This window comes from Natranaeroarchaeum sulfidigenes, from assembly GCF_017094485.1.
GTDB lineage: Archaea > Halobacteriota > Halobacteria > Halobacteriales > Natronoarchaeaceae > Natranaeroarchaeum > Natranaeroarchaeum sulfidigenes.
In genome coordinates this window covers 2,275,729-2,301,421 of sequence record NZ_CP064786.1, presented here as the reverse complement: position 1 = coordinate 2,301,421, position 25,693 = coordinate 2,275,729, and the positions used below count along the sequence as shown (strand labels likewise).

Below are 25,693 nucleotides of genomic sequence, written 5' to 3'. Positions count from 1 at the left end.
CCGATGGCGAAAACGGTGGCTGAACGAAGAGCGGAGAGACGGGGTTGCAGATCCTCCGGAACTTCGTGGAGATCTGTCTCGAGGAGTAGTCGATACTATTCGACGACAAGACGGCCCCCGTCGGCGATCGACCAGCCGGTCACCTCGGAGTCGTACTCGATCTCCCAGAACTGATATCCGTCCGTCGACTGTGGTCCCGCAATCACTTCCCCTATCTGTCCGCTCGAGACGGTGTGAATCACGTCGTCGTCGAGGCTCGGTCCCGCCCTGACGTTCAGATCCTGTGTCGTTTCGACCCGCGTCCCATGACAGAACGTGGGACAGGCGTCGATGAACTGTTCGACACTCCATCCCCAGACGTCAGCATCGGTCCAGTGGATTCCCCACCAGGTGTCGCCGTCTTCCTCGACAGGGCCGTTGACGATTTTCCCGACATCGCCCTCTTCGAGCGTCGCGAGCACATCGTCGTCCGTCCCGGGACTCTCTCGGGTATTGACCGTCGTATTCGCGTGGATTGCCTGTCCGTCCTCGAACGCATCACCGCCACCGCCATCGGTGCTGCCGACGAACTTCATGAGTCGGTCGCCGTCCCAGTCCGGACCGGGACAGGCCGTCTGGTTCGACGACCCACAGTGGCTGTCCGCAGGGGCATGGCGGTGCTCGATGATCCCACCGCTGGCGTCGCACGGAACTGTGTGATCGCGGTAGTAGTTCAGGGGAATATCGTACTGGTCTGCGAGGTTCTCGATAATCTCGGCGGACTGCTCGTACATAGTATCGGAGATGAACCCCTGTGACTCGGTCCATTCGTGTTCGATCCCGATCGAATTCGAGTTGAACTCGCTAGCATGCCAGGCGACGTCGCTCTCGTCGACCATCTTCGTCGTGTGGCCGTCGGAGTTCCGGATCACGTAATGGGCGCTCACGTTCGCGTCGGAGTTCTTGAACCAGTTGATTGCGCCGGAGTACTCACCGACCGTGACGTGGACGACGATCCAGTTGATATCACTTGCCCCCCGATTCGAACTGGAATAGTTCGTCGAGTGGGCGGGATCCCACGTGTCGGAGGGGTCGGCCGCGGCAGTACCAGTCGTGGCGACCGCCCCACCGGCTGCCATCGATGCGCCAGTTGCTTTCAGCAGTGTTCGTCTGGGTAGCTTCATATCCATCATTATCGATGGATAGGATCATTTTATATTTTTCTACTATGAAAAGTAATTAATTCTCTAACAAGTTATTCTCGCCAGCCGATGTGTAAAAAGTTACTATCGCCGCTCGGCGAGTTCCGCGCGCAGGTCTTCGAGATCCATGTCCTTCATCGCGAGCAACACGAGCAGGTGATAGACGATATCCGCACTCTCGTAGGCGATCTCGTCGAAGTCGTCGTCTTTCGCGGCCAGAATCAGCTCAGTGGTTTCCTCGCCGAGTTTCTCCAGGACCTCGTTTTCCCCTTTCTCGTGGGTGAACAGCGACGTCGTGTACGATCCCTCGGGCAGGTTCTCCTTCCGGTCCTCGATGACGTCGAACAGCTCGTCGAGTACGTCCTCGCTCATGTACGGGCAGTCGGCACCGAGCGTCTAAAGTGGTCCGTCTCCGCCCCGCTACGCCAGCTGGGCGACGTCCTGAAGCGGATCGAGTTCCTCGAACTCCTCGGCGGGTCGTGACCCATTGGCGAACACGTCGGGGGACACCTCGATGCTGGCGCTGGTTCGAGAGGCAAGCGCGAGCGAGTCGCTCGGTCGCGCATCGATCGTTGTCTCGCCACGCGGGGTGTCGATGTGTAGATCGGCGATATAGGTACCGTCTTCGACCGCGGACACCTCGACGTGACGGACGCGCCCACCGAGTTCCTCAACCACATCGAGCAAGAGGTCGTGGGTGAGCGGTCGGCCGATATCCTCGGCGTCGATGCCGCGGGCGATGCTCGCGGCCTCCTCGAATCCGATAAAGATGGGCAGGACGTCGCTCTCGTCTTCGACCGTTAGGACGACGACCGCGACTGGCCCCTCGCGTGTCCCAGCGACCCGGACGGCGTCGATACTCGCCTTCATACTACGTCCCAGGACCCGCAGGGAGAAAAGTCCACGTCCCGCTCGGGTGAGACGGTCACTCCCCGCCGTCGATCGCCTCGAACAGTGCGAGCCAGTGAAGACGGCTGTCGTCGGTCAACTCCGGATGGAACGAAAGACCGACGACGGGACCCTGTCGGACCGCGACCGGTCTATCGTCCCACGATGCGAGCACGTCGACGTCCTCTCCGACTTCGTCGATCACCGGAGCGCGAATGAAGACCGCGGGAAACGGCTCGTCCAGCCCATCGATATCGAGTGGGGCCTCGAAGCTGTCCTTCTGGCGGCCAAAGGCGTTGCGCTCGACTGTCACGTCGAAGAGGTCGAGCGTCTCGACGCGGTCATCGCCCGCATCCTCGGCGGCGACGATCAGTCCGGCACAGGTCGCAAACACCGGCTTGCCCGCCGAGACGTGCTCGCGGATCTCGGGAGCGATACCGTCACGATGTATCAGTCGCGAGATGGTGGTCGACTCGCCGCCGGGGAGCAAGAGGACATCACAGTCGGGGACGATACCGGCGGATCGAATCTCTCGTACCGTGACCGAGTCGTCGATGTCGCGGGCGGCGCGCTCGACCGCGTCGACGTGTTCGCTTACGTCGCCCTGCACGGCGAGGACGCCAGCAGTAAGACTCATTGGGTAGTGTTGGGATCTGAACGGCAAAAACCACGCGTCTTCGGCTGTCGGGCAGAAATTAAATACTGATGCCGTGGGCCCAGATTCCCAGCATGTGGACGAAGATGCCGAGCGCGACGGAGACGACGACGACCGTCCGTGGGTCCATCTGGATCGCGTTGCTGTCTTCCGCGTCGAAGTAGCGGACAAGCCCCGCACTGGACATCAGCCCGCCCGTGTTCTCACCGCTGCTGCCACTCATACTCGATACTGGTTGTCCGGGGTAACTAAGTCTTTCGACCCCCGATCCCCGGCTGTGCAGCGAGAGAGCGAAAGTGGGAAACCCTTATGCGCGCAGCCCTGAAACACCTGATGTACGTAGCATGACTGTAACGCTGAAAGACTTCTATGCCGACTGGTGTGGCCCCTGCAAGACGCAGGACCCGATCCTCGAAGAGATCGAAGAAGAGTGGGAAGACCGCTTCGACCTCGAAAAAGTCAACGTCGACGAACAGCAAGACATCGCCAACGAGTATCAGGTTCGCTCGCTCCCGACGCTGATCGTCGAGAACGAAGACGGGATCGTCGAGCGGTTCGTCGGTGTCACCCAGCGCGAGGACATCGAGGACGCGCTCGAATCCGCGGGCGCTTGAGCAGGCCTTTTTGACCGGTCCGTACTCAACGCTTCGACGGTCGGTGAACGTACATCACCACCAGCGCGCTTCCGTAGAACGTCACGGCGCTGAGTACGCCAAACGGGATGTCCTGCAGGTAGAGGTACGGGCCAGCCACGAGTAACGCGAGGACCCCACCGAGTACCTGCAATGCGACGCCGAACCCGGAGAGTTCAACGTCGCGGAGCTGGAAAATGTTCTCGTATCTGAAAGCCAGTTCCGGATTTACGATACTCAGCCCGCCGAGCGCACCGACGAGTAACAGAAGCGGGGCAAGCAGGAACTCGACCGGATGCACTGCGACGAACGCGGTCTGGAGGGGGACCATACTACCCCGATCATGTGCCTGCAGTGAAAGCTTTGTGCTTCGATCGACAGCGAGTTACAGGAACCGGACGCCGACGTCGTGCATCCCGTCGTTGTACTTCGCGATGTTGATGACCAGCGGTGTGACGCTCTCGACTTCCGCGGCATTTTCGATCGGCCCGGCGTCGAGCGCGCGCAGGCCCTCGATGGCCTCCGCGAGGGATCGAACCGTCTCCGCAGCGTCGCGATCATTGGCCACGACGAGCGTGTCGAGATCGAGTTCGACGTCGAGGTTGGCGAGTCGATCCGCGGCGAGGTTGTGGAACGCGCCGACGACCGGCTGTCCCTCGGGGGCCGCCTCCGCCGCGACGGCTGTCACGCTGCCTGCGCCGGGGCGGTGATAGTGCATCCCGTGCTCGTCGCCTTTCATTCCCACCGCAGGAGAGACGAGGATCGTGTCGTCGTCGAGCCGATCGGCGACGTCCTCGACTGTATCAGAGACGTGATATGGAGGGACGGCGAGCACGACGACGTCCGCCCGGTCGGCAGCCATCGCATTCTCGAAGCCCTTGATCGTCGTCTCGGCGCCGCGGCTGTCCAGTTCGGTCTCGTATTCCTCGGCTTTCGTCCGTGCTTTCTCGGGCGTTCGCGAGCCGATCAGGATCTCGTGGCTGGTGTCGTACGCCCAGCGCAGCGCCAGTCCCTGACCGATATCGCCAGTCCCGCCGAGTAGCGCGATTCGCATACTCGTGGGGTAGGCCGAGCGGATAAAAAGGGTTGCGTGACCGGCAACGGTATGCGGGTCAGTCCAGGAGGTCCGGCACGTCGTTGACCGAATCGAGCACCGCCGTCGCCCCGGCGTCCGCAAACTTCTCCCGGCCAGCCTCGCCGGAGAGCCCACCAGTCAACACGCCGATCCCGTGGTACTCCCGGTCCGGATCGGCTTCGGCGGCGTTGACTGCGGTCCGGACGTCATCGAGTGTATCCCCAACGAAGACAACGCTCTCGGCGTCGAACCGTTTCGCGAGCGTCGTCAGCGCGTGGGGATGCGGTTTCCCTTCCTCCCAGTCGTCCATCGTGAACCGGCGCTCCGGCGGGACGTCGAGTCCGGCCCGTTCCAGGGCGATCTCGGCTTCGGCTTCCGGACGACCCGTGACGACGCCCACGTCGTACTGGTCGACGAGGTGCTCGCGCGTCGCCGCGTCGAGCAGGAGCGGCTCGTCGTTGATGTAGCCGCGCGTGTCGGCGTCCGGTTCGCCGCCTTCGAGCTCGCGGTACAGCTCCGCCCCGAGGTAGAGTTGCTGGAAGACGTCCCGGAGCCGTTCGGGATTCCAGCGATCCCGGACGTATGCCCAGTCGGTATCCGACAGGGCGTCTTCTGCGACCTGCTCTGCGGCGTCGAGCCCGCCACCGTGCTCGGCGATCGCGCTGGTGAACGCCGCGATATCGAGCGTCATCCCCTCGCGCTCGGCGAGGACGTACAGTGCTGCCGCATAGGTCAGCTCCCAGTCGTTGTTGAACCCGCCCGCGTCCTTGAACGCCTGCACGTCGGTCTTTTCGATCGTGTCGCCGTACACCGTCTCGACGGATTCGAGGATCGCTCGCCGGTAGGAGTCCGCAACGTCGACCACCACGCCGTCGATGTCCAGCACGACGGCATCGGGGGCGAGATCGGTCGCCTCTGTGTCGTTCGTGGCGTCGGTCATAGAGAGGCGAACGGCCGCCGGGGGTAAGGACGTATCGGGTTCAGACGAGCGATTGGACTAGCTCGGCCCCTCGCGTGCCCAGTACAGCGTCTCCGTGGGCAGCGTCTCGCGCTCGACCGGGATCGCGGGAGGGTCGCCGCCCAGCGTCGTGAAGACGAACACAGCATCGTGCTCGCGTGCGACGCCCGCCGTGGGTCGGTGGAGCTCGGGCGGAAGATCGAGTGCGTAGATCGCATCGGCATCGGCGTAGACTTCCGGAGTAGGGTCGGTAATATCGTCGAGCACGAACTCGACGTTCTCGGGACCCTCGCGCGGCGTGATGTCCGTCGCGGTGACGGTTACGCCGCGGTCGGCGAGCGCACCGGCGACGTCCGGCCGCCGTCCCACCCCCACCTCGACCACTCGGTCGAAGCGTGCGAGACGGTCGGCGATCGCGGCGGAATCGGTGTGGGGCATGGCGGGATGTTTATGATCGGCGCGATATTAGAGGTTGGTATGCTCGTTGACGTCGTGCCGGTGGGGGACGTTCCAGCGCGTGTCAAGCGCGAGGCGTCCGCGGGGTTACGAGCGGTGTACGACTGCGATGTCACCGTTCACGAACCCCAGCCGATTCCCGACGGCGCGTTCGACGCGAACCGCAACCAGTACCGTGCAGAGGACTTCATTGAACTCGCCAGCCGCATCGGCTCCGGAGAGAAGAACATCGCGGTGACGCCCAAGGACCTGTTCTACCGGAAACGGAACTACGTCTTCGGGCTGGCCTACCTCGATGGCAACGGTAGCGTCGTCTCTACCTATCGCCTGCAGACTTCCAGCGATGGCGGCTTTTCCGAACGGAACTCCGAGGATATCTTCGACGACCGCGTCCGCAAGGAGATCGTCCACGAGATCGGCCACACCTTCGGCCTCGAACACTGTGACAACAAACGCTGTGTCATGAACTTCTCGCCGACGGTCCGGGAAGTCGATATGAAAGAACAGAACCTCTGTGGCACCTGCCAGCGGCAGATCCTCTGAGCGGTTCAGGGCTTGCGTTTCTCTACTCTACAGCGTCCGCCATCCGCCCGGAGTAGTCCCAGCCGTAGACGGTCTCCGGCTCGATACGGATCCGGACTTCCTCCCGCTCCTCCGACAACAGGTTCCGGGCGAGCGACGAGTCCGTCCCGCCGAGATACCGCTCGACGAGCGCGCGGAGCAGTGCTTTGTCTTCGTCGGCTTCGATTCGCGCGACGCCGTTGCCCCGGACGCCCCGATAGGGCGGCTCGTTCGTCGATACCTCGAACGCGACCGCGTCGTCCGCCCGGAGGAATCTCACCACGTCGGATGAGGCCGAAGTCGCACATTCCAGCGCCCCCTCGCGATACCGGAACCACAGCGAGAGCATCCAGAGGTCGCCACTCGGCCGGTGACAGGACAGTCTGATCGGGACGACGGTCGAACGAAGGAACTCCTCGATAGCCTCGGGCGAGAGCGAGCCACGGACGGCGAAGGGCGGGTCTGACACGCGTCGAGACTTGGCCGGGATCGATAAGTAGTTTTGCCCGCCGATGAGCCACGGCCACTCGTCAGCCACTACCGTCGTTAGCGGCCGCTTTCGACAGCCATAGCGTTAGGCTTCGAAAACTGTAGTAATTCACTTCCTAAATTGAAGTGAAACATATCAAATACTGCATCTATTCGCTACAGTATTCGAAGCTAAGGCACAATCACCGCTCGCCCTACGTGTCGTCCCATAGCGCGTACAGCGCTTCGCGGGCCGGGTCGGTGTGGCGCTCCCCATCCAGTACGAGTGCGGGCTCGTCGGCTGCCCGAACCGTCCCGATTTCGGCGGCCTCGATCCCGACGTCGGCGAGCGCGGCCAGCGCGTCCGCGACGTCCTCCTCGCGGACCGTCGCCAGCGCGGCCCCGGAGCCGAACGCGTGGAGTGGATCAACGTCCATCGCCGTACAGAGCCGGGCCGTCTCCTCGCGGATCGGGATGGTTGCCGACTCGACGACCAGTTCGACCTCGGAGGCCGCCGCCAGCTCGATTAGCCCGTCGAAGACGCCGCCCTCGGTCGGGTCGTGCATCGCAGTCGCGTACTCGCGCAGGACGCGCGCGTCGGGGACCACGCTGAGATCTTCAAAGAACTCCGCTGCCCGGTCGAGCGTCCCGGCGGACACACCTTCCAGGTCCTCCCGGAAGTCGGTCGCCAGAATGGCAGTCGCCTCGATCCCCGCGCCCTTCGTCAGAACGAGCCGGTCGCCCGGTTCCGCGCCACCTGTCGGGATCGCCCGATCGGTCCGGCCCATCGCCGTCATCGAGAGCAGGGGTCGATCGAGCTGGTCGACGTACTCGGTGTGGCCGCCGACGATCGAGACGTCGAGGGCGCTCGCCTCGCGTTCGACGTCCGCCATGATCGTCTCGATACTGTCGTCGCTTCCCTCGCCGCCCGTTGGGGCGACCCCATCGCCAGCCTCGCTCGGCACCAGCAGGACCGCGGTCAGGTACTCCGGGTCCGCCCCGCCGACCGCTACGTCGTTACAGGCGACGTGGACGCCGAGCGTGCCGATCCGTTCGGCGGCCAGCGAGATCGGATCGGACGAAACGACCAGCCGTTCGTCGCCGAGGTCGATCACCGCGGCGTCCTCGCCGTAGGCCGGTCCGACGAGGACGTCCTCATCGAGTCCGCCTGTCCGGTCGAGTACCGCCGCCAGCGCCTCGGGATCGAGTTTCCCACCCATCGAGTGAGAGTCGACGGGCGACACCCTTTGCAGTTCCGGCACGGAGTGGGCAGGTCTGCCCGCCGGCGGAGTAGTCGGGTCAGCGCCCCGGCTGCGTAGCCGGGACGGCCTCGCCATGGCACGTCCCTCCGAACCTGTTTTGCCGGTCGGACACTACCATCGCGTATGATCGATCTAGCCGCGCTCGACGTGGCCGATCCCGAGGAAGCGACACGCCAGCGCGACGAACTCGTCGAGCGGATCCGCGACCATGCGGGGACGATCGCCTATCAGCTCGCCAAATTCCAGGGCGGTGATTACGGCCAGCAGAGCTTCGAGACCGATCGCGGGACGTGGACGGTCAAGTACGAGGCGGGCGACCTGCAGTACCTCCGCTTCGAGGGCGGGCGGGGGCTTGAGGTGTACGTCGTCTCGACGAAACAGCCCCCTGATCCCGAGAAACTGGCGACGGCGCTGGAAGACTACGAAGCGTTCGTCGAATCGTACAACGAGTACGTCAGGTCGCTCGACGGGCTGCTCGACGATGTCGACCCGGAGTATCCCGAGATCGAGACGACCGAGGGCGTCGTCGCCGAGCGGGACCGGCTGTTGAACCGGGTCGAGGAGGCCTGTGACCTGATCGCCGGTGAGCTCCACCGCTACGAGGGCGGCGACTACGGCACCTTCACGACGCGGGTCGACGGGACGCGCTGGGAACTGAAATGGGACACCGACGGCGTCTCCTACCTGCGCGCCGGTGGGTCGGGCGGCGTCTACCTGCTCTCACAGTACGAACCCCCATCGGCTGCGGACGTCCGGAAGTACGCGCCGATGGTTGCGGGCGTGATCGAGGCGTACAACGAGCACGTCGCCGAGCTCGAATCCGATCTGGCGACCGTCTCGCTGTGAGATGGGGCGAGACGCCGACGGCTCCGAGACGGTCCAGCTCACAGTCCACGCCGAGGGCGAGGTCCACCAGTTCGAGGTCGGGCGGGGACGGAACCTCCGGAACGCACTGCTCGATCGTGGGCACTCGCCGTACACCGACCTGACGAGCAGTCTTAACTGCGGAGGGCGCGGCATCTGCGCAACCTGTGGCGTCCGGATCGTTGACGGTGAGCCATCGCCCGAGCACTGGCACGATCGTGCCGCCGACCGCTTTGGCTATCCCCGACTCTCCTGCCAGATCACCGTCGAGGAACCGATGACGGTCCTACTGGTCGATGACAAGCGCATCTGGGGCGGACGGGGGCCGACGGAGAGTAGCCCGACGGAACCCTTTCGTCCACTGAGTCCAAGGTTCAGCCATGACAACAATCGACGCCGAAACGATACTTCCGAGCGAGCGGATGCGCCAGCAGGCCCTCGACGGTGAGGTCATACAGATCCACCGTGGGCAGGCCTACGCCGACGAAGGCGACACCTTCACGATCGACGACACAACGTTCGAGATCACCGCGATCGAGGAACGAACGCTCGGGGACATGACCGACGAGGACGCCCGGGCAGAGGGGGTGGCGGATCTCGACCAGTACAGAGAGATCCTCCAGCGGGCCCACGAGCACTTCGAGTGGGACGACGATTCCGACGTTGTTCGTCACGCCTTCGAGCAGCGGTAACGGCAGGTGGCGGCCGCCCTCCAGCGGCGTTCGTGACGACGCCCCAGTCCCCGTCAGTCACACGAAAACCGTAAACGGTGTGTATCGACCGCCGAAAGATCCGGTACGATGTACAGCGACATTCTGGTCCCGACCGACGGCGGCCCGTCGGTCGAGACGGTGCTCGAACACACGACCGATATCGCGGACGCCGATGGGACGACCGTCCACGTCCTCTACGTCATCGACGACGGGGCGTTCCTGACGCTGAAAGACGACATGAAAACCGAAGTGCTGGAGGACCTCCGCTCCGAGGGCGAACGGGCCGTCTCGGAAGTCGCCGAGGACCTCGACGCCGACGGCTTCGAGGTCGAGACGGCGATCCGTCGCGGCTCGCCAGCAGAGACGATCGTCTCGTACGTCGAAGACGCCGGAATCGAGCTCGTAACGATGGGGACCCAGGCCGACAAGTACACGGAGAACATGCTCGGTAGCACGTCCCAGAAAGTCGTCACGAAGTCGCCCGCACCGGTGCTGACGGTCAACGTCGCAGAGGAGTAGCTGTTCGTATCTTTTCCTCGATGGTCTCGATCAGTGAACCGTGACTTCCCCGTCCTCGATACTGATATCGACGAGGCTGGTCACGTCGAACTCATCGAGGCCGGACTGGTCGAGCTTTCGGATCACGACGCCGACGTCGACGACCTCCGCGCCGATCCCCTCCAGCGCGGTACAGATCGCGCCGAGGGTACCCCCGGTCGCCAGCAGATCGTCGATCACGAGGACGCGGTCGCCCCGCTCGACGTCGTTGATAAACAGCTCGGACTCTCCGTAGGCAGTCGTCACGTCGAGTGGCACCTCGCCGTCGAGGCCGTACTCGCGCTTTCGCACTACGACCAGCGGGATGTCGGTCTGCAGGGAGAGCGCGGTTGCAACGTGAATGCCGGTCGCCTCGGGTGCGACGATCTTGTCGACGTCCAGATCTGTCTCGCGCATCAGGCCGATGACAGCCTCCCGGAGTAGCGTGGGATCGAGTAGCGGGATCCCGTTGCTGATCGGGTGGACCAGATATTCGTACCCATCCTGATCGACGATCGGTGCCTCGTGGAGCGAGGCTTCGAGCTTCTCCATGGTTGCCAGTGGGCCAACCGGACGAAAAGCCGTTCGTTGTTCGCCGGGACCTCGTACCGATCGGCGCCGGATCAGTCAGCACGGATGCTGGATTACTGCCCGGTCAGTCAGCACGGTCGCGGCGAACATCTTCGAGCGAGAGGAACTGATCGGTCGTGCTGTGACGACGTGTCCGGGAGAGTGGGAGGACCCGGCGCAGGTCGACAGACTCGCTGCCCAGCACTGCGAAGCCGGCGAAAATCACGAGGAAGCCGACGATCGTCAGCGTCGAAATCGACTCGCCCAGCAGCGCCCAGCCACCGACCGTCGAAACGACTGGGACGACGTAGAAGGCGAGGTTCGCGTGGATCGCGCCAGCAGAATCAATCAGGCCGAAGTAGGCGACGTACGCGATCGCTCCCGCGAAGACGGCGACGTACACGAGCGCCAGCACGGCCTCTGGCGTCCAGACGATCTCCCCCATGGATTCCCCACTCGCAAAGCTCAGCATGTGTGTGAGGGCCGCAGCGAACGGCAGTCCCCATGCGGTCCTGACCGTGCTGGAGAGGGTCCCGCCAGCGCGGCGGATCGAGACGGCACCGAGCGCACCGCAGACTGCGGCGGCAAAGAGGATCGCCTGTCCGAACAATCCGCCGCCGAGCAGCAGATCGGACGAGGGGCCGACCACGAGCACGACGCCGCCGAGACCGAGCAACAATCCGGCCGCACCGCGAGTGGAGAGTCGTTCGTCCGAGAGGAGGAGCGCGGCGAAGACCGGCGTCAGGATCGGGTTGAGGCTGAACACGATGGCGGCGACAGCACTCGTGGCGTACTGCTGACCGACGAAAATCAGGGCGTTCGTCAGCCCGATGGCGAGCACGCCAGTGGCGAGGATTCCAGCGATATCGCCGCGAGTGCGGGGGACGAGCTCCGCCCGCGAGCGAGTCAGCAGGACGTACCCGAGCAGGACGATTGCGGCGATGTCGAACCGCAATGCCACGAACGCGAGCGGCGGAAAGTACTCCAGACCCGCCTTCGCAGCGACGAACGTTCCACCGAAGAGGAGGCTCGACGCCGCAAAGAGGACGAGCGTGCGTCGGTCGATCACGATCGAAACGGCACCTCGTTCGTTACTCGTACAGCAGAGAGTGGAGAGCGCGTCATGATACCCAGTATGAACCGGAGCCCTATAGTGTCATTTAGAAACTATTTCAGCGGAGGCAATCCCCGGTCGCCGCGGGAGTTCTCCGGGCACTGCAAGGGTTTCACGGTACGAAAACGGTTTCACTGACCGTCGCCGAATACGGGTATGGAATCGGCACTCGAGGAGATCGAGTTTCTCGCACTCTCGGAGAACAGGGTTCGGGTGCTTCAATGTCTTGCCGAGAAGCGTCGGACCCGGTCGGAGCTGGCCGCCGAGACCGGCGCGTCACAGGCGACGCTGAGTCGGGTACTCGGTGATTTCGAGGAGCGGTCGTGGACCGTCCGTGACGACGGTGAGTACGTTGCCACTGCGACGGGACGGCTCGTCGCCGATGGCGTTACCGATCTACTGGAGATCATGGAGACCGAGGGCGAACTCCGTGAGATCGTCGAGTATCTCCCGACCCACGCGATGGACTTCGATCTGCAGCGATTGGCCGACGCCCGGATCACCGTCCCGACACAGACTCGCCCGAACGCTCCCCTGCAGCGCCTGCTTGACCTGCTCCGGGAGAGCGAGTCGGTCCGGGCCTTCTCTCACGCGTTCAACGAGGGGAGCCTCCGCGTCGTCGAGGATCGAGTCACCGCTGGGGACCAGCAGTTCCGCGCAGTGCTCTCGCGGAGCGCCATCGAGGCAGTCGCCGATGATACCGAACTCCGGGGGCGCCTGAAACGTATCCTCCGGACTGAAACGGCGTCGATCCGGTTCCGCGAGGAAGGGATCCCGCTTGCCGTGACTATTGCCGACGAGACAGTGCATCTGCTCTTGCGCGACGAGAGCGGGGTCCTGCAGGCCTCGCTTGATACCGACGACCCGGCGGTCCATTCGTGGGCCGACGACACCTACGACCACTACTGGCGGACATCCCGACCGCTGGAACCAGATGACCTCGGGACATGACGGTACTCGGCGTCGATGCCTGTCCGAGCGGATGGATCACGGGAGTCAGCGACGACACGGAACTCTACGTGGCGCAGTACGACGACGTCGAGACGCTCTGGGCCGAGCACGACGACGCCGAGCGCGTGCTGATCGACGTGCCGATCGGGCTGCCCGAGACTGGACGCCGTGCCTGTGACGAGGCAGCCCGGGAGTTACTCGGCGACCGCCGATCCTGTGTGTTCTACGTGCCGCCCCGGCGCGTCCTCGACGCCGGGAGCTACGAGGCAGCCAACGAACGACACCGGGAGCTGACCGGCCACGGCCTCTCGATCCAGACGTACAACATCATCCCCGTGATCGAGGAAGTCGGAACCTTTCTCGACGAACACGAGGCCGCGAGAGAACGAGTAATCGAGTGCCACCCCGAGCTTTGCTTTGCCGCCTTCGCCGGCGGCGACCCGGTTCCCGACTCGAAACACACCGAGACCGGCCGAAAGACGCGACGGGAACTCCTCCGCGAGGAACTTCCCGGCAGCGAGCAGGCCTACGAGGACGCCATGGAACGGTTCTACCGCAAGGACGTGGGCCGTGACGACGTGCTCGACGCGCTCGCGTTGACCGCCGCGGCCCGCGAGGAGTCGCTCCTGTCCGTCCCCGAAGGGCGGGACCACCGGATAGAACGTGGAACGATCGCGTATCCGGAGCCACGCTAGCTCACTCCAGGTGGTGGTAGTCGAGTTCGTGCCCTTCCTCGATCGCTTCCTGGATCTCCTCGCTGGGTTCTGGAACGCCACGGGTTCGTAGTTCGAGCCCGGTATCCCCGGCGTCGACGAGCACGTTTCGCTGCCAGTCAGGGTCGATCTCGGGGTAGTCGGTCCGGTAGTGCGCGCCGCGGGACTCCTCGCGCCGGAGCGCGCTTTCGAGCAGTGCTTCCGCGAGCGTGATGCTGAAAGCGAGGTCGACGGCGAACTCGAAGTCCCGGCCGGCCCGGTCGCCCTCGACGCGCAAGTCGGCAGTGCGCTCGCGGAGCGCCTGGACCTCTCGGAGCCCAGCACGCAGGCTCGCCTCGTCTCTGAGGATCCCGGCGTGCTTCCAGAGGACGTCGCCGAGGTCGTCCAGTAGCTGCTGTGGTCGCTCCGTGCCGTCCGCTGCCGCGAGTCGCTTCAGCGATCGGAACTCCCGCTCCGCGAGCGTCTTCACGGTGGTGGGCACCGACGGATCCCCGTCGATTTGCTCGGCGACGTGCTCGCCGACGAGCTTGCCGATGGCGACGGTCTCGGCCAGCGAGTTGCCGCCCAGCCGGTTCGCGCCGTGGACGCCGGCGACCGTCTCGCCGACCGCGTAGAGCCCCTCGACACCTGTCTCACCGGTCTCGAAGTCGATGTCGACGCCGCCCATCGAGTAGTGGGCGGTCGGGGCGACCTCCATCGGTTCCTCGGTGATGTCGACGCCCAGCTCGGCGAAGCGCTCGTGCATTCTCGGTAGCCGATCCTTGACGTACTGGTCCTCCCGGTGGGAGATATCCAGATAGACGCCGCCGTTTTCGGTCCCTCGCCCCTCGCGGATCTCGCGGGCGATGGCGCGGGCGACCACGTCGCGGGCATCGAGTTCCATCTGGTCCGGCGAGTACCGCTCCATGAACCGCTCGCCGTTTGCATTCAGGAGGCGCCCGCCCTCGCCACGGACGGCCTCGGTGACGAGGCGGCCCGCCCAGTCGTCGCCGTAGCGGGCTTCGACCATTCCCGTGGGGTGGAACTGGACGAACTCGATGTCCATCAGCGAGGCTCCCGCTTCGAGGGCTAGCACGGGGCCGTCGCCGTTGTTCTCGTCGTCCCGCGAGGAGTGGCGGTTGTACAGTGCGGAGTAGCCACCAGCGGCGAGGACGACGTGGTCTGTCTCGAACAGGAGGAACTCCCCCGTCTCCATGTCGTAGCCCACCGCGCCGTGGACCCCGGTACCGTCCGAGAGGAGGCGGGTTATCATCACGTTCTCGCGGTAGGGAATCGACAGCGACTGGGCCTTCGAGACCAGCGCGTCGAGCATCGCCTCGCCAGTCCGGTCGCCGACGAAACAGGTCCGGCGGAACGACTGTGCGCCGAAGTACCGCTGGTTGATCCGCCCGTTCTCGGTTCGGTCAAATCCCATTCCCCACTCGTCGAGTTCACGGATTCGATCGGGCATCTCGCTCGTCGTCAACTCTACGGCCATGGGGTCGTTGATAAAATGGCCCTCATCAAGCGTATCGGCGGCGTGAATCGTCCAGCCGTCTTCCGAATCGAGCGATCCAAGCGCCGCGTTGATCCCACCGGCTGCCCACGTCGTGTGCGCATCGCCGTGGTCGCGCTTCCCAATCACCAGAGGCTCAACGCCCGCTTCGGCGAGCTCGATGGCGACGCGAGCGCCAGCTGCTCCCGCTCCTACGACGAGTACTGGTATCTGTACAGTCTCGTATTCGACGGACTGGACATCTCCTTGCGGTCCGGTCGGCGTTTTGGCCTCCTCCCACAGTGGTAGCCGTGTCATCACTATGTTTCAGGACCCGTGGATGATAAGCCTCACGCGCGTGCGCGCGAAGAAGCACGGTGAAACGCCTGTGTGGTGTCAGCACAACCTACGATTTCTCGCCGCGCCGATCTACCACCGATGCAAAGGAGAATCACGCTGGTCCGTATCGGTCCCTTCGACACGATGCTGGTCGGCGTCGTCCTTCTCTTCGTTCCTGACCGACTGTTAGGGATAGCCGGAAGGGGCTACGTCTGCCTGCTCGCCGTTGAGTTCGATCCCCGCGACGATGCAGCGACACGGGTGCGACTCGTCGGCGTCACATTCCTGCTCGTGACAGCAGTACTAGCTCGTGTTCCCACCAACGTCTGAACCATCAGAACAAAGACGGATCCCACGTATTCACAGATATGGATCCGTTTCTCGCCACGTTGACAATATCGCTGCAGTTCGCGTTCGGCGTCGTCGCTGGCGCGCTCGCGACGCTGGCCATGGATCGTGTAATGGGTACGCTCCCGGAGGGGCCGACACCGCCGTTTGTGGCTGCAGCGGTGCTGACCGAAACGACGCCGCGGGCCGCACCGGAACGGCTGGCGCTGTTCGTTCACTATCTCTCGGGCGTCCTCACCGGCCCGCTGTTCGTCTGGCTGTTGCTCACGAGCGAAGGGCTCTTGGGTACTGGAGTCAGGACCACGATCATCGCTGCGGTCGTACTCTACGCGCTGATGGTTGGTTTCTTCGTGCTGGTGCCGTTCCCACGGGTCGATCTGCATCCGAACCGCCGCTCGACGATCCGCAGGGACTGGGCACTCTCGGCTGCGGTCTACGTTGCGGTACTGGTTCCGCTCGTCTCCGTCGTGTTCGTAGTGCTCTAATCGGATCTCCGATCATCGTTGATTACACCGAGTGGTATTCGCCAGTGTTATAGCTCGCTACTACTGACTGGTGGTATGAACCGACGTACGTATCTGGGAGCGGTTGCGACCGGCGCAGTCGCCGGCGTAGCTGGCTGTCTTGGGTCCAGTGAAGAGATCGACGCTGACGAGTATCCCGTTGCTGCCTGGGCCGACGGTGAAATCGAGTTCGGCCTCCCGCCGTTCCAGGACGCAGAAGAACTCCAGCGAAACTACGGCGGAACGTTCGAGTGGCTCGAAGATGGCTTCGACGAACTGACCGTCGAGGGGACGCCGACCACCGACTACAGCGCGGTGGTCGAGAGCGTCCTGCAGGGCCACACCGAGATCGCAAACCTCTCGCCGATCATCTTCTCGCTGGCGATGGACGACGGCGTCCATCCGCTGGCGATCAACTGGTCGCACGGTTCCGATGCCTATCACACCTACATCGCGACGCGGGCCGAGACGGATATCGAGACGCTTGACGATCTCGACGACAGGACGATCGGAATGGTCGACCCGTTCTCGGCGAGCGGGGGTATCTTCCCACGCTACACGCTCTCGGAGGCCGGACTCGACGCCGGGACGGTCGAGACGGAGCCGGGTGACTTCGACATCGACTGGGCGGGAGGCCACGACGCCGCGCTCCGCGTGCTCGAGGAAGGTCACGTCGACGCCGCCGCATACGGCGACTTTCAGCACCCCGACGACGACAATATCGTGAAGATCGCCGAGAGCGACCCCATCCCGTTCGACGTCGTCACCGCGACGCCGGACACCCCCGACGACGTCGTCGAGGCACTCCGCGAGCGAATTCAGGCCACGCCCGACGAGTATCTCGAAGAGCACCGCGTCGACCAGTACGGCGAGTACGACGCGAGCCTGTACGAACAGGTCCGTGAAATCGCCGAGGAGATGGGCGTCGACATCGAGACCCTCGACGAAGCCGAAGGCGACGACTAAGTCGACCGCCGTGGCGCTTACAGTCCAGCACCTTACGAAACGGTACGACGACGACGTTGCCGTTAGTGACGTCTCGATAACGCTTCAGGACGGTGAACTCACGGTTCTCGTCGGCCGCTCGGGCGCGGGTAAAACCACACTGGTCCGGTGTCTGAACGGACTGGAACAGCCCGACGAAGGGACGGTCTCACTGGACGGCTACGAACCTAGCGTCACCGACATCGCACTCGTCTTTCAGTCCGGAGCGCTGCTCGACTCGAAATCGGTGCTGGACAACGTTCTGGACGGCTCACTCGGGCGCGAGCCGACCTGGCGGGAACTACTCGGCTGGCACGATCCGGCGGAGAAACGCGCCGCGATCGAACGCCTCCACGCGGTCGGTCTGGACGGCTACGCCGACCGTCCGGTCCGGACGCTCTCGGGAGGCCAGCGCCAGCGCGTCGGTATCGCCCGTGCGCTCCAGCAGGAGCCTGCAGTCCTGCTCGCGGACGAGCCGGTCGCCAGCCTCGATCCGGCGACGGCCGGATCCGTTCTCGATCGACTCGCCGCGGTGGTTCACGACCAAGATCTCGTCGGGGTGGTGAGCCTGCACCAGCCCGAACTCGCCCGGGGTGTTGCTGATCGGTATCTCGGGCTGGCGGATGGCGAACTCGTGCTCGACGCGCCCGCCGAGGACGTCGATGCCGACCGCATCGCGGAGGTGTACGATCGTGACATCCGGTAAGTCCGCGGTCGAGGAGGAGTTCGAGCGTATTCAGCGCCGCTGGCGACGCCGGACTGCACGACAGATCGTCGCCCTCTTCGCCCTGATCGCCGGCTTCTTCGCGACGACGCGCTGGCTCGGCTTCGACCTGGCGTACCTGTGGGCCCACCGGGGGAACCTCCGGTCAGTTTTGGTCGAGGAGATGCTGCTGCCCGGCCCGCTCTGGGAGCAACTCGTCACCGACGCGCCACAACTCCTGCCGGCAGCCGCCGAGACGCTCGGTATCGCTGCCGCAGGGACGGCGATCGGACTCCCGCTCGCGTTTGTTCTGGGCGTGTTGGCCGCGAGCAACGTCACACCGCGATACGTCCACGCGAGCGTCCGGCTCTTCCTGGGTGGCGCGCGCGCCATCCCGAGCATGGTGTATGCCCTGCTGTTCGTCGTCCTCGCCGGACTGGGGCCCGTCGCCGGGACGCTCGCGATCGCCGCGGGGACGGTCGGCGATCTCGGCCGCCTGTTCGCCGACGAGATGGAGGAGATCGACCGCGGACCCGTCGAGGCCGTGCGTTCGACCGGCGCGAGCTTGCTGGCGACGACCTCGGCCGCGCGCCTCCCCCAGGTGTCGACCGCGTATCTCGCGTGGATCCTGTTCTATCTGGAGATCAACGCACGCAAAAGCACTGTCCTCGGGATCGTCGGCGCGGGTGGGATTGGTTACCCCTTAATCATGGCCTTTCGAGCTCGCAACTACACCCGCGTGATGGCCGCGATCGTCGTGATCCTCGTGCTCGTCGTGGGCGTGGAACTCGTCGCCAACCGGTTGCGGGATCGGTTTGGCCTTGATCGTGAGCGGACGAGCTAGCTCACACCGAGCGATTCGGCTCAGTCGTCAGTCGCTGCGGCGTCACCGGCAGCCTCGGCGTCGGTCGTCCCGGACGCGCTGGGGCCGCTGACCGCACTGTCCTCGGGCCGCGGAAAGTTGCCGATCGTGTCCGATCGGAACGCTTCCTCGTCGAACTCGTACTCGCCGTCGAGGAACTCCAGTACGGTATAGGTATCCTGCATGGCGTTTTTCAGGCAGGTCGAGGCACCCGGCGAGGGCGTGATGTTGAAGATGACGTCATCGCCGACGATCTTGGCCTCACCCATATCCAGGGACTTCTCGCTGGTATCGACGATCTGCGGCCGGACGCCGCCGTACCCCTCCGCGCGCTCGATATCGTCCAGTTCGACGCTCGGGACGACCTTCTGGACGTCCGGCAGGAACTGGCGCGGGCCGACTTCTGGGAGGTCGTACAGGAGGTTTTCGAGGACGAATGGCAGGAGGATTCGGTCGGCCATGATGTTCCCGTAACTGAGCAGGGAATCGAGGTTCATCCCGAACACGTCGAGGAAGTCCCCGACGGTGGAGATCCGGCCACGTTCGAGCGCCGGGACGACCTTCGCCGTCGGGCCAAAGCGCGTGATCCCCGGATCGTGAACGTCGGCGTCGCCGTGGACGGCCGCGAACGGGAGCTTCTTCATCTGGAGAGTGTAGACTTTCCCGTTCAACAGCCCTTCGTCGGCGAGGAAGAAGCTACCCGCGACCGGGAGCAGTGACAGGTCCTCGCCGTAGCCCAGCTCCTGGGCTATCTGGAGGCTGTGTGAGCCGGCAGCGACGACGGTCGCCTCACAGTCGAAGCGGCCGTTCTCGGTTGCGATCGTGTAACCGTCGAGCGTGGGCGTGATGTCGGTGACTTCCGTTCCCGTGTAGACATCGACTGCGGCCTCCTCTTCGGCCCGTTCGACGAACGACTTGGTCGTCTCGCCGTAGTCGACGACGTAGCCGTCCGGCGTCTGCAGGGCGAGCATCTCGACATCCTCGTCACGGCCCTCGACGACCTTCGGCTCGATTTCGGCCATCTCCTGGCGACCGATCGGGCGCAGTTTTGGGAACAGGTCGCCGAAACCGTCCTCGTGGTATCGCTCTTCCAGCTCTTGGACCTCCTCTTCGCCGACGGCCAGCACCATCTTGCTCCGCTTGGCGTGCATCTCGCGGCCGTCGTCGTAGTTTTCGAGATATCCCGCGAGCAGCTCCGCACCTTCCTTTACCTCCTCGGCCTTTTCGAGGGTGTAGTTCGTCTCGATATCTCCGAAATGAAGCGTCTGGGAGTTGTTGGTGTGATGAGAGTTGATCGCCGCGAGCTCGGATTCCTTCTCTATCAGCGCGATCGAGTCGATATCAGTGAACTTCGCGGTTGTATACAGGAGCGACGCACCACTGATACCGCCACCGACGATGACGAGGTCGTACTTACCGGTCATATGCAGGGTCGTTATTCCCACGACGGTACTCAGAGCATATAACTAATGTTCTTTCCGCCGAAGATTCGTTGATTGTCGAACTGCAGATCGACGCTTTCCGAGACATCCTACACTGTTGTTCAGTAGTTTCTGGTCTCTGTGAGCGACACACGGGAGTCATATTCGACAACTGTCGTTTCAGTGGTTACAGCCGGTTGGGGTACAATCTTATGTTCGTAGTCTACAACCAATAGCCGTATGCCGGATACGAATCAGGACGAGTCACTACACGAATCGAGTGCAACACGAAGTCGAAACGGACTCGCTACCTTCTTTCGTCGGCTCTCACGTCGACTCGCCCGCGGCGAGCCGGTCCCGGTCGACGAGGAACAGACAGTCACGGTAACCCCGCCCGAGGAGTCCGATCTGGACGTCGAGATCGAGCGCGATGGGGACCAGCTACGCCTCGACATCGCCGTCGAGTGGGAGGAAGGCGAGGACGATATCGAAACGGACGTCGTCGCCAGCAAGGCGACCTTCGAGGTCTATCGGGACAACGCCGACCAATGGCGCTGGCGACTCGTCCACCGCAACGGCAACATCATCGCCGACGGGAGCGAGGGATACGCGTCGAAACAGAAAGCAACGCAAGGGCTCAAAAGCGTCAAGCGTAACGTCGCCGGTGCAAACATCGTCGACCAGTCCAAGGACGAACCGGTGGAGACCGACCCTGCTGGCAGTAATGCGACAGCAGAGCTGTTCGCCGACAAGGCGGCCAAGTGGCGCTGGCGGCTCGTCCACGACAACGGCAACATCATCGCCGACAGCGGTCAGGGGTACTCCTCCAAACAGAAGGCAAAGCAGGGGTTACAGAGCGTGAAGACGAACGCACCGGGCGCACCGGTCGAGACGTCTGACTGAGCACCTTCCTCAACCCGTCACTCCGGATTACAGTTCGAACTCGGTCTGGGATTGATATTTCCGTTCTGCGGTCTCCTGTGCAACCGCGAGCACTTCCTCGAAGACGCCATCGTACTCCTCTTCACCATAGGACTGGGAGTACTCGACCGACCAGCCGTCTTCGGGAACCCGTGAGAGATACCGGATCCGGTTATCTGTCGCAAGTAGCACGTCGTCAGTGTGGTCCTCATCGGGTCCCGCGCGACCGCCGCCACCACGAACCATGACTACGGTGGCCTCGCGCACACTATTGCTCGCGTCAAGGGCATCGACGGCGTCTGTCGTTAACGGGGCGTCCGGCAGCGACGAGAGAATTCCGTCGTCGTTCATGCCAGGCGGTTAGTCCGGAGCATCAAGAGGGTACCGACATAGATACTCCAGCAACAAAACACCGTCCACACCTCGAACTTGGGCTATAGAACTGCACGTGTATCTCCATTACGATCGTTTTTCGAACGTACAAAAAGTAAATGATCGTTCGGACGCTGAGGCGTAATCATTGCGTTTTTTGACCAGTCGGGTGTAGGTAGGGGTATGAGAAACGCGAAAATCGTCTGCACTATCGGGCCAGCCTCGGACTCTCGAAGTATGCTCCGGAACCTCGCGGATGCGGGAATGTCGGTTGCACGTATCAACGCGAGCCACGGGAACCGGGAGGACCGCGCCGATCTGATTGACCGGATTCAGGCGGTCAGTCAGGCGTCGGAAGATCCGCTCGCGGCGATGTTCGATACCCAGGGTCCGGAGATCCGAACCGCCGATATCGACGGGGCGATCGAACTCGAAACCGGCTCCGAGATCCGCCTCTACGAGGGGGATGACGCGACGCCCGAGGCTGTCGGGCTCTCGATCCCGATCACGGGTGTCGACGCCGGGGACACCGTGCTGTTCGACGACGGGCGAATCGAGCTCACAGTCACCGATGTCGACGGTGACGAGATCTACGCCAACGTCATCAGTGGTGGCGAACTCACGGCTCGAAAAGGCGTCAACGTGCCCGGCGTGGATCTGGATCTGGATGTCGTGACCGAAAAAGACCGCCGCGATCTTGCGCTCGCGGCCGAGAAGGAAGTCGACCTGGTCGCAGCGAGTTTCGTTCGCGACGCGGAAGACGTCTATGCGGTCAACGAGGTGCTCGAAGAGAACGGGGCCGATATCCCGATCATCTCGAAGATCGAGCGCGCTGGCGCAGTCGATAATCTCGACGAGATTATCGAGGCGTCCTACGGGATCATGGTCGCCCGCGGCGACCTCGGCGTCGAGTGTCCGATGGAACAGGTCCCAGTCGTCCAGAAACGGATCATTCGGAAATGCCGGGAAGCCGGTGTTCCGGTTATCACCGCGACGGAGATGCTCGATTCGATGGTGCATGCCCGACGCCCGACCCGAGCGGAGTCCTCCGACGTTGCCAACGCCGTGCTCGATGGAACTGATGCAGTGATGCTCTCAGGTGAAACGGCGATCGGTGACCACCCGGTCCGTGTCGTCGAGGCGATGGACAGGATCGTTCGCGAAGTCGAACAGAGCACCGAATATCGCGAACTCCGCGAACAGCGTGTCCCCACGGCCGACGACACGCGGACCGATGCACTCGCTCGTTCGGCCCGCTATCTCGCCCGGGATATCGGTGCCAGCGCTGTCGTCGCCGCAAGCGAGTCCGGCTATACCGCACTCAAGACCGCAAAGTTCCGGCCGGGCGTCCCCGTCGTCGCGGCGACACCGAACGAGGGCGTCCGTCGCAGGCTCGCCCTCTCCGGTGGCGTCCAGCCCGCAAACACGATTTTCGTCGAGGAAGGCTCTGACAGACTGATCGAAAACGCCGTCCAGGCGGCGATGGATACTGGAATCGCGGAAAGCGGTGATACTGTGGTCGTTCTCTCTGGGATGATGACCGAGTTCGATGACGTTCACTCGACGAATCTCCTCAAGGTTCACATCGCCGCAGAAACGGTTGCGTCCGGTCGGGTCGTCGTCGACGGGCGCGTCTCGGGGCCGGTTGTCGGTTCCGAAGACGGGGACCTCTCGGAGGTGCCGGAGGATGCGATCCTCGCTCTCACCCCCGACTTCGACGGGGAGTTCTCCGGAGATACGGAGAAGCTGGCCGGAATCGTCGACTCTCGGCCCGGTTTGACCGGCTATCCAGCGATGGTTGCCCGCGAACTCGACATCCCAATGATCAGTGGCGCACCGCTGGGTGATGCAATCGAGAATCTCGATCGTGTCACGGTCGATGCCGAACGCGGCGTCGTTTACGCCGGGGATATCCTCGAGGCACGCCGGTCCGTCGCTGACGAGTAGCGCGCGGAGAGCCGCGGTCTTTTGTCACTGGAGCGCAAACGACCAGTATGACTGACGGCAGCGGTGAACCGGAACGTCGGGGCGAATCCGAGCAGCCCCCGACAGGACCGCCAGCTGGACGTGAGGATCCATCGCCCGACTCGGCGAACAACGTCGAGATTGAAGCCGACGACGAATGGCGATTTGGCGTCGACGATGTCGATGAGAACGGTATTGTCAACGAAGACCGCCGCATCGACACGTCGATCGAGCCGGAAACGATCGCTGCCGAAAACGCCGTGTTCGTCGTGTTGGGCGTCCTCATTGCGGTACTGATTCTCGCCAGAACCGTGACCGTGTTCGCCTGAGGACGCCGTCAGCACGACTGCTGAACTGCTCCGCTTTACCGCTCGTCTGATGGCTCGCGCTTGAGCGTGGTGCTTCCTGTTTCCACGACGTTGTCAGAATAGGTCTGATAGCCCGTGAGATGTGATCTCACGAACGAGCTTTGCAGATACAGGCGTATCCACGGGAACGATAGTCCCCACAGGTGTTGACGAGACGCTCCGCGTCTCGAACCACTTGACTATGAGGCTGTTGCACACTCGATTACTCGTCGGCGTCCAGATCGTCCTCAGCGTAGGCCTCCTCGTACAGTGCAACGGCGTCCTGATACCCCTCGCGGGCCAGTTCGTAGGTCTCCCGCAGATCGGTGATCGGCGTCTCGGTCGCGTCGACCCGCAGGTCGTCGTAGTACGGTTCCATCTCCGCGTCCTCGGTGCGGGCGACGATCAGAGCGGCGCTCTGGATCGGCAGTTCCTCGCGTTTGTCCCCGCCCTCGGCGTGACCGGCAGCCAGCGCGTCGACCAGGCGCTCGGCCAGCGGTGCCGGGCCGTCATCGTCAAGCGGATCGACCGACTCCTCGTGTGCGAGTTCCTCGTAGGTGTCGGCCACGCTATCGATGACGTCAGGACCGGTTAGGAGGTTGCCCGCGACGGTGTAGCTCCCGCCGTCGTGGTCGCCGAACCAGCCTTTGCATTCCTCGCCGGAGAAGGTAAACGAGCCGTCGGCGTCGACGCCGTGGAGCTGGCGCTGGGCGCGCCCCTCATCGGCGTTTAACAGAGCGTCGAGGGCATCCTCGACCGCCAGCCCCTCGTCGAGATAGCGGACGCCGTCCCGGCCGAGATCGACGTTGACGAGGCTCTGGGTCGCCACCGCACCGTTCTCGCTGGCGAACGGACAGAGCGTCCCGACGGCGGGCAGTCTGGTCGTGACAGCAACGCCAAACCGGGTCTGGTGGCCCCCTTCGTCGTCGGTATACTCCTCACGCACACAGATACTGAACGTCATACACGACTCTGGGGAGTCCGGTGCGAAAAAACCATCCCTGCTTTGTCCGGCGATCGCGTCTGACGTAAGAACTATACCCATTCCCCCGGAGATGTAGTGATATGGGACTGATGAGTTCGATTCTCGGCGACCGCAACTCCCGGAGTGCCGAGGACTACGTGGAACTGAACCTCGACGAGTTCGAATCCGCTGCGAGCGACGCCGCGATGCAGGTACACATCGCGGAGATCGGCGGCCAGAAAGACGTCATCGACATCAAGGACGCGGTCTACGACGGCGACCTCGTAATCGCAGACATTACTCGCCTGCGCACGCAGGACAGCACGGTCGAACACGTCGTCGACGAACTGCGACAGGTCGCCGAAGAAGTCGACGGCGACATCGTCCAGAAAGGCGACGATCAGTTGATCGTCACGCCGACGGGGATCAAGATCAGCCGGACGAAACTCGGCGACGGCGCGTAACTACCAGCGACCGTCCTTGAAGTCGCCGCGGCCGCCCTCGGTCCGGTCGATGCCCATGATGCTTTCTTTCTGATCGATACCGAAGGCTTCACCGGAGTCGGGGACGCGGACGGTGACCTCCTCGATCTCGGGATACTTCTTCAGGAGCTCCGCCTCGATATTGCCGGAGGTGATATCCGCGACGTCACAGCCCGCACAGCCCCCGCCGAGTTCGATGACGACTTCGCCGGAGTCGGGATCGGCCTTTCGGACGTTGCTGGTGCCGCCGTGCATCTTGATGATCGGCATCTGCTTTACCAGCCAGGTCTCGATCTCCTCGGCCAGACTCTCGGCGTCGCCTACCTCTTCGGACGCGTCGGTACTCATTATCACACGGTAGGATCCGGAGCATCGAAAGGGTTCGGGTTTCTGGCGTCTGTGGGCGTAAC

The 25,693-nt window shown here is 63.5% G+C and carries 34 protein-coding genes and 1 pseudogene; 17 read left to right on the top strand and 18 right to left on the bottom strand.

Features of this window, described 5'->3' with window-relative positions; all coding sequences use genetic code 11:
* Positions 1–95 precede the first annotated feature (95 nt).
* The 5 genes from AArcS_RS11900 to AArcS_RS11880 form a co-directional block, all read right to left on the bottom strand.
* Positions 96–1,163: an N-acetylmuramoyl-L-alanine amidase gene (locus AArcS_RS11900; protein ID WP_238477639.1), complete on the bottom strand. Its 1,068-nt coding sequence runs from the start codon at positions 1,161–1,163 to the stop codon at positions 96–98.
* Positions 1,164–1,265: 102 nt separating this feature from the next.
* Positions 1,266–1,553: a phosphoribosyl-ATP diphosphatase gene (hisE, locus tag AArcS_RS11895; protein ID WP_238477638.1), complete on the bottom strand. Its 288-nt coding sequence runs from the start codon at positions 1,551–1,553 to the stop codon at positions 1,266–1,268.
* Positions 1,554–1,601: 48 nt separating this feature from the next.
* Complete coding sequence (locus tag AArcS_RS11890; protein WP_238477637.1) at positions 1,602–2,051, bottom strand: bifunctional nuclease family protein; 450 nt, start codon at positions 2,049–2,051, stop codon at positions 1,602–1,604.
* A gap of 55 nt (positions 2,052–2,106) precedes the next feature.
* The gene (pdxT, locus tag AArcS_RS11885; protein ID WP_238477636.1) at positions 2,107–2,706 is read right to left on the bottom strand and encodes a pyridoxal 5'-phosphate synthase glutaminase subunit PdxT; all 600 of its coding nucleotides are present in this window, start codon (positions 2,704–2,706) and stop codon (positions 2,107–2,109) included.
* Positions 2,707–2,764: 58 nt separating this feature from the next.
* Positions 2,765–2,947, bottom strand: coding sequence for a preprotein translocase subunit Sec61beta (locus tag AArcS_RS11880; protein WP_238477635.1), 183 nt, complete (start codon positions 2,945–2,947; stop codon positions 2,765–2,767).
* Positions 2,948–3,068: 121 nt separating this feature from the next.
* On the opposite strand from AArcS_RS11880, the gene AArcS_RS11875 reads away from it, so the two are divergent.
* Positions 3,069–3,338 (top strand): thioredoxin family protein, encoded by a 270-nt coding sequence (locus AArcS_RS11875; protein WP_238477634.1) that lies wholly within the window; start codon positions 3,069–3,071, stop codon positions 3,336–3,338.
* A 25-nt stretch (positions 3,339–3,363) separates the two neighbouring features.
* Here the strand turns inward: AArcS_RS11875 and AArcS_RS11870 are convergent, their stop codons facing one another.
* From AArcS_RS11870 to AArcS_RS11855, 4 genes are read right to left on the bottom strand one after another with little or no spacing between them, the layout of a single operon-like run.
* Positions 3,364–3,687: a DUF6199 family natural product biosynthesis protein gene (locus AArcS_RS11870; RefSeq protein WP_238477633.1), complete on the bottom strand. Its 324-nt coding sequence runs from the start codon at positions 3,685–3,687 to the stop codon at positions 3,364–3,366.
* A 54-nt stretch (positions 3,688–3,741) separates the two neighbouring features.
* Complete coding sequence (gene npdG / locus AArcS_RS11865; protein ID WP_238477632.1) at positions 3,742–4,410, bottom strand: NADPH-dependent F420 reductase; 669 nt, start codon at positions 4,408–4,410, stop codon at positions 3,742–3,744.
* A gap of 58 nt (positions 4,411–4,468) precedes the next feature.
* Entirely contained in the window at positions 4,469–5,371 is a 903-nt protein-coding gene (locus tag AArcS_RS11860) for a TIGR01548 family HAD-type hydrolase (protein ID WP_238477631.1), read from the bottom strand.
* 57 nt (positions 5,372–5,428) lie between these two features.
* Positions 5,429–5,827: a UPF0146 family protein gene (locus AArcS_RS11855; protein WP_238477630.1), complete on the bottom strand. Its 399-nt coding sequence runs from the start codon at positions 5,825–5,827 to the stop codon at positions 5,429–5,431.
* A 39-nt stretch (positions 5,828–5,866) separates the two neighbouring features.
* On the opposite strand from AArcS_RS11855, the gene AArcS_RS11850 reads away from it, so the two are divergent.
* Complete coding sequence (locus tag AArcS_RS11850; protein ID WP_238477629.1) at positions 5,867–6,388, top strand: archaemetzincin family Zn-dependent metalloprotease; 522 nt, start codon at positions 5,867–5,869, stop codon at positions 6,386–6,388.
* 22 nt (positions 6,389–6,410) lie between these two features.
* On the opposite strand, the gene AArcS_RS11845 is transcribed toward AArcS_RS11850, so the two are convergent.
* The gene (locus tag AArcS_RS11845) at positions 6,411–6,875 is read right to left on the bottom strand and encodes a pyridoxamine 5'-phosphate oxidase family protein (protein WP_238477628.1); all 465 of its coding nucleotides are present in this window, start codon (positions 6,873–6,875) and stop codon (positions 6,411–6,413) included.
* 214 nt (positions 6,876–7,089) lie between these two features.
* The gene (locus AArcS_RS11840) at positions 7,090–8,094 is read right to left on the bottom strand and encodes an AIR synthase family protein (protein WP_238477627.1); all 1,005 of its coding nucleotides are present in this window, start codon (positions 8,092–8,094) and stop codon (positions 7,090–7,092) included.
* Between the two features lie 165 nt (positions 8,095–8,259).
* Between AArcS_RS11840 and AArcS_RS11835 the strand changes: the two genes are divergently transcribed.
* The 4 genes and pseudogenes from AArcS_RS11835 to AArcS_RS11820 all read left to right on the top strand — a co-directional run bounded on the left by AArcS_RS11835 (position 8,260) and on the right by AArcS_RS11820 (position 10,232).
* Positions 8,260–8,982 carry a profilin-fold protein gene (locus AArcS_RS11835; RefSeq protein ID WP_238477626.1) on the top strand — a complete coding sequence of 241 codons (723 nt, stop codon included), beginning with the start codon at positions 8,260–8,262 and terminating at the stop codon, positions 8,980–8,982.
* Position 8,983: 1 nt separating this feature from the next.
* Positions 8,984–9,322 (top strand): annotated as a pseudogene (locus tag AArcS_RS11830) (2Fe-2S iron-sulfur cluster-binding protein); the annotation flags it as partial.
* A 58-nt stretch (positions 9,323–9,380) separates the two neighbouring features.
* Positions 9,381–9,692, top strand: coding sequence for an ASCH domain-containing protein (locus AArcS_RS11825; RefSeq protein ID WP_238477625.1), 312 nt, complete (start codon positions 9,381–9,383; stop codon positions 9,690–9,692).
* Positions 9,693–9,800: 108 nt separating this feature from the next.
* Positions 9,801–10,232 (top strand): universal stress protein, encoded by a 432-nt coding sequence (locus tag AArcS_RS11820; RefSeq protein WP_238477624.1) that lies wholly within the window; start codon positions 9,801–9,803, stop codon positions 10,230–10,232.
* Between the two features lie 30 nt (positions 10,233–10,262).
* Here AArcS_RS11820 and hpt read toward each other — a convergent pair whose 3' ends face one another.
* Together hpt and AArcS_RS11810 are read right to left on the bottom strand one after the other, a co-directional pair.
* Complete coding sequence (gene hpt, locus AArcS_RS11815; RefSeq protein ID WP_238477623.1) at positions 10,263–10,802, bottom strand: hypoxanthine/guanine phosphoribosyltransferase; 540 nt, start codon at positions 10,800–10,802, stop codon at positions 10,263–10,265.
* Between the two features lie 103 nt (positions 10,803–10,905).
* Positions 10,906–11,889 carry a DMT family transporter gene (locus AArcS_RS11810; RefSeq protein WP_238477622.1) on the bottom strand — a complete coding sequence of 328 codons (984 nt, stop codon included), beginning with the start codon at positions 11,887–11,889 and terminating at the stop codon, positions 10,906–10,908.
* 201 nt (positions 11,890–12,090) lie between these two features.
* Here AArcS_RS11810 and AArcS_RS11805 point away from each other — a divergent pair, with 201 nt between their 5' ends.
* On the top strand, positions 12,091–12,885 hold the full coding sequence (locus AArcS_RS11805; protein WP_238477621.1) for a helix-turn-helix transcriptional regulator: 795 nt from the start codon (positions 12,091–12,093) through the stop codon (positions 12,883–12,885).
* A complete protein-coding gene (locus AArcS_RS11800) occupies positions 12,882–13,580 on the top strand; it encodes a DUF429 domain-containing protein (protein WP_238477620.1) in 699 nt (232 codons plus the stop codon). Before AArcS_RS11805 ends, AArcS_RS11800 begins: the two co-directional genes overlap by 4 nt.
* Before the next feature lies 1 nt (position 13,581).
* Here AArcS_RS11800 and AArcS_RS11795 read toward each other — a convergent pair whose 3' ends face one another.
* Positions 13,582–15,390, bottom strand: a complete 1,809-nt coding sequence (locus tag AArcS_RS11795) for an L-aspartate oxidase (RefSeq protein WP_238477619.1) — start codon at positions 15,388–15,390, stop codon at positions 13,582–13,584.
* A 120-nt stretch (positions 15,391–15,510) separates the two neighbouring features.
* On the opposite strand from AArcS_RS11795, the gene AArcS_RS11790 reads away from it, so the two are divergent.
* The 5 genes from AArcS_RS11790 to phnE all read left to right on the top strand — a co-directional run bounded on the left by AArcS_RS11790 (position 15,511) and on the right by phnE (position 18,793).
* A complete protein-coding gene (locus AArcS_RS11790; RefSeq protein ID WP_238477618.1) occupies positions 15,511–15,741 on the top strand; it encodes a hypothetical protein in 231 nt (76 codons plus the stop codon).
* A 38-nt stretch (positions 15,742–15,779) separates the two neighbouring features.
* Complete coding sequence (locus AArcS_RS11785; RefSeq protein ID WP_238477617.1) at positions 15,780–16,244, top strand: hypothetical protein; 465 nt, start codon at positions 15,780–15,782, stop codon at positions 16,242–16,244.
* Positions 16,245–16,319: 75 nt separating this feature from the next.
* The gene (locus AArcS_RS11780; RefSeq protein WP_238477616.1) at positions 16,320–17,228 is read left to right on the top strand and encodes a phosphate/phosphite/phosphonate ABC transporter substrate-binding protein; all 909 of its coding nucleotides are present in this window, start codon (positions 16,320–16,322) and stop codon (positions 17,226–17,228) included.
* Between the two features lie 10 nt (positions 17,229–17,238).
* On the top strand, positions 17,239–17,952 hold the full coding sequence (locus tag AArcS_RS11775) for a phosphonate ABC transporter ATP-binding protein (protein WP_238477615.1): 714 nt from the start codon (positions 17,239–17,241) through the stop codon (positions 17,950–17,952).
* Entirely contained in the window at positions 17,909–18,793 is an 885-nt protein-coding gene (gene phnE / locus AArcS_RS11770; protein WP_375139609.1) for a phosphonate ABC transporter, permease protein PhnE, read from the top strand. Before AArcS_RS11775 ends, phnE begins: the two co-directional genes overlap by 44 nt.
* A 20-nt stretch (positions 18,794–18,813) precedes the next feature.
* On the opposite strand, the gene AArcS_RS11765 is transcribed toward phnE, so the two are convergent.
* Positions 18,814–20,235, bottom strand: coding sequence for an FAD-dependent oxidoreductase (locus AArcS_RS11765; RefSeq protein ID WP_238477613.1), 1,422 nt, complete (start codon positions 20,233–20,235; stop codon positions 18,814–18,816).
* Between the two features lie 237 nt (positions 20,236–20,472).
* On the opposite strand from AArcS_RS11765, the gene AArcS_RS11760 reads away from it, so the two are divergent.
* Positions 20,473–21,135 (top strand): HVO_2922 family protein, encoded by a 663-nt coding sequence (locus AArcS_RS11760; protein WP_238477612.1) that lies wholly within the window; start codon positions 20,473–20,475, stop codon positions 21,133–21,135.
* Between the two features lie 27 nt (positions 21,136–21,162).
* Here the strand turns inward: AArcS_RS11760 and AArcS_RS11755 are convergent, their stop codons facing one another.
* Entirely contained in the window at positions 21,163–21,504 is a 342-nt protein-coding gene (locus tag AArcS_RS11755; protein ID WP_238477611.1) for a DUF7964 domain-containing protein, read from the bottom strand.
* Positions 21,505–21,708: 204 nt separating this feature from the next.
* On the opposite strand from AArcS_RS11755, the gene pyk reads away from it, so the two are divergent.
* Complete coding sequence (gene pyk / locus AArcS_RS11750; RefSeq protein ID WP_238477610.1) at positions 21,709–23,472, top strand: pyruvate kinase; 1,764 nt, start codon at positions 21,709–21,711, stop codon at positions 23,470–23,472.
* A 47-nt stretch (positions 23,473–23,519) separates the two neighbouring features.
* Complete coding sequence (locus AArcS_RS11745) at positions 23,520–23,819, top strand: DUF7312 domain-containing protein (protein ID WP_238477609.1); 300 nt, start codon at positions 23,520–23,522, stop codon at positions 23,817–23,819.
* Between the two features lie 241 nt (positions 23,820–24,060).
* On the opposite strand, the gene AArcS_RS11740 is transcribed toward AArcS_RS11745, so the two are convergent.
* Positions 24,061–24,801: a DUF1028 domain-containing protein gene (locus AArcS_RS11740; RefSeq protein ID WP_238477608.1), complete on the bottom strand. Its 741-nt coding sequence runs from the start codon at positions 24,799–24,801 to the stop codon at positions 24,061–24,063.
* A 101-nt stretch (positions 24,802–24,902) separates the two neighbouring features.
* Here AArcS_RS11740 and AArcS_RS11735 point away from each other — a divergent pair, with 101 nt between their 5' ends.
* Positions 24,903–25,265, top strand: coding sequence for a cell division protein SepF (locus AArcS_RS11735; protein WP_238477607.1), 363 nt, complete (start codon positions 24,903–24,905; stop codon positions 25,263–25,265).
* Here AArcS_RS11735 and AArcS_RS11730 read toward each other — a convergent pair whose 3' ends face one another.
* Positions 25,266–25,631 carry a NifU family protein gene (locus AArcS_RS11730; RefSeq protein ID WP_238477606.1) on the bottom strand — a complete coding sequence of 122 codons (366 nt, stop codon included), beginning with the start codon at positions 25,629–25,631 and terminating at the stop codon, positions 25,266–25,268.
* Positions 25,632–25,693: the final 62 nt, after the last annotated feature.

Bases quoted from the DNA above. Each gene is read 5' to 3' on its own strand.
- AArcS_RS11795 (WP_238477619.1), bottom strand. From the start codon at position 15,390: ATGACACGGCTACCACTGTGGGAGGAGGCCAAAACGCCGACCGGACCG.
- AArcS_RS11900 (WP_238477639.1), bottom strand. From the start codon at position 1,163: ATGAAGCTACCCAGACGAACACTGCTGAAAGCAACTGGCGCATCGATG.
- AArcS_RS11835 (WP_238477626.1), top strand. From the start codon at position 8,260: ATGATCGATCTAGCCGCGCTCGACGTGGCCGATCCCGAGGAAGCGACA.
- AArcS_RS11740 (WP_238477608.1), bottom strand. From the start codon at position 24,801: ATGACGTTCAGTATCTGTGTGCGTGAGGAGTATACCGACGACGAAGGG.
- AArcS_RS11825 (WP_238477625.1), top strand. From the start codon at position 9,381: ATGACAACAATCGACGCCGAAACGATACTTCCGAGCGAGCGGATGCGC.
- AArcS_RS11890 (WP_238477637.1), bottom strand. From the start codon at position 2,051: ATGAAGGCGAGTATCGACGCCGTCCGGGTCGCTGGGACACGCGAGGGG.
- AArcS_RS11870 (WP_238477633.1), bottom strand. From the start codon at position 3,687: ATGGTCCCCCTCCAGACCGCGTTCGTCGCAGTGCATCCGGTCGAGTTC.
- phnE (WP_375139609.1), top strand. From the start codon at position 17,909: ATGCCGACCGCATCGCGGAGGTGTACGATCGTGACATCCGGTAAGTCC.
- hpt (WP_238477623.1), bottom strand. From the start codon at position 10,802: ATGGAGAAGCTCGAAGCCTCGCTCCACGAGGCACCGATCGTCGATCAG.
- AArcS_RS11855 (WP_238477630.1), bottom strand. From the start codon at position 5,827: ATGCCCCACACCGATTCCGCCGCGATCGCCGACCGTCTCGCACGCTTC.
- AArcS_RS11840 (WP_238477627.1), bottom strand. From the start codon at position 8,094: ATGGGTGGGAAACTCGATCCCGAGGCGCTGGCGGCGGTACTCGACCGG.
- AArcS_RS11800 (WP_238477620.1), top strand. From the start codon at position 12,882: ATGACGGTACTCGGCGTCGATGCCTGTCCGAGCGGATGGATCACGGGA.
- AArcS_RS11780 (WP_238477616.1), top strand. From the start codon at position 16,320: ATGAACCGACGTACGTATCTGGGAGCGGTTGCGACCGGCGCAGTCGCC.
- AArcS_RS11785 (WP_238477617.1), top strand. From the start codon at position 15,780: ATGGATCCGTTTCTCGCCACGTTGACAATATCGCTGCAGTTCGCGTTC.
- AArcS_RS11760 (WP_238477612.1), top strand. From the start codon at position 20,473: ATGCCGGATACGAATCAGGACGAGTCACTACACGAATCGAGTGCAACA.
- pdxT (WP_238477636.1), bottom strand. From the start codon at position 2,706: ATGAGTCTTACTGCTGGCGTCCTCGCCGTGCAGGGCGACGTAAGCGAA.
- hisE (WP_238477638.1), bottom strand. From the start codon at position 1,553: ATGAGCGAGGACGTACTCGACGAGCTGTTCGACGTCATCGAGGACCGG.
- AArcS_RS11730 (WP_238477606.1), bottom strand. From the start codon at position 25,631: ATGAGTACCGACGCGTCCGAAGAGGTAGGCGACGCCGAGAGTCTGGCC.
- AArcS_RS11745 (WP_238477609.1), top strand. From the start codon at position 23,520: ATGACTGACGGCAGCGGTGAACCGGAACGTCGGGGCGAATCCGAGCAG.
- AArcS_RS11880 (WP_238477635.1), bottom strand. From the start codon at position 2,947: ATGAGTGGCAGCAGCGGTGAGAACACGGGCGGGCTGATGTCCAGTGCG.
- AArcS_RS11765 (WP_238477613.1), bottom strand. From the start codon at position 20,235: ATGACCGGTAAGTACGACCTCGTCATCGTCGGTGGCGGTATCAGTGGT.
- AArcS_RS11790 (WP_238477618.1), top strand. From the start codon at position 15,511: ATGCAAAGGAGAATCACGCTGGTCCGTATCGGTCCCTTCGACACGATG.
- pyk (WP_238477610.1), top strand. From the start codon at position 21,709: ATGAGAAACGCGAAAATCGTCTGCACTATCGGGCCAGCCTCGGACTCT.
- AArcS_RS11875 (WP_238477634.1), top strand. From the start codon at position 3,069: ATGACTGTAACGCTGAAAGACTTCTATGCCGACTGGTGTGGCCCCTGC.
- AArcS_RS11820 (WP_238477624.1), top strand. From the start codon at position 9,801: ATGTACAGCGACATTCTGGTCCCGACCGACGGCGGCCCGTCGGTCGAG.
- AArcS_RS11860 (WP_238477631.1), bottom strand. From the start codon at position 5,371: ATGACCGACGCCACGAACGACACAGAGGCGACCGATCTCGCCCCCGAT.
- npdG (WP_238477632.1), bottom strand. From the start codon at position 4,410: ATGCGAATCGCGCTACTCGGCGGGACTGGCGATATCGGTCAGGGACTG.
- AArcS_RS11805 (WP_238477621.1), top strand. From the start codon at position 12,091: ATGGAATCGGCACTCGAGGAGATCGAGTTTCTCGCACTCTCGGAGAAC.
- AArcS_RS11850 (WP_238477629.1), top strand. From the start codon at position 5,867: ATGCTCGTTGACGTCGTGCCGGTGGGGGACGTTCCAGCGCGTGTCAAG.
- AArcS_RS11735 (WP_238477607.1), top strand. From the start codon at position 24,903: ATGGGACTGATGAGTTCGATTCTCGGCGACCGCAACTCCCGGAGTGCC.
- AArcS_RS11755 (WP_238477611.1), bottom strand. From the start codon at position 21,504: ATGAACGACGACGGAATTCTCTCGTCGCTGCCGGACGCCCCGTTAACG.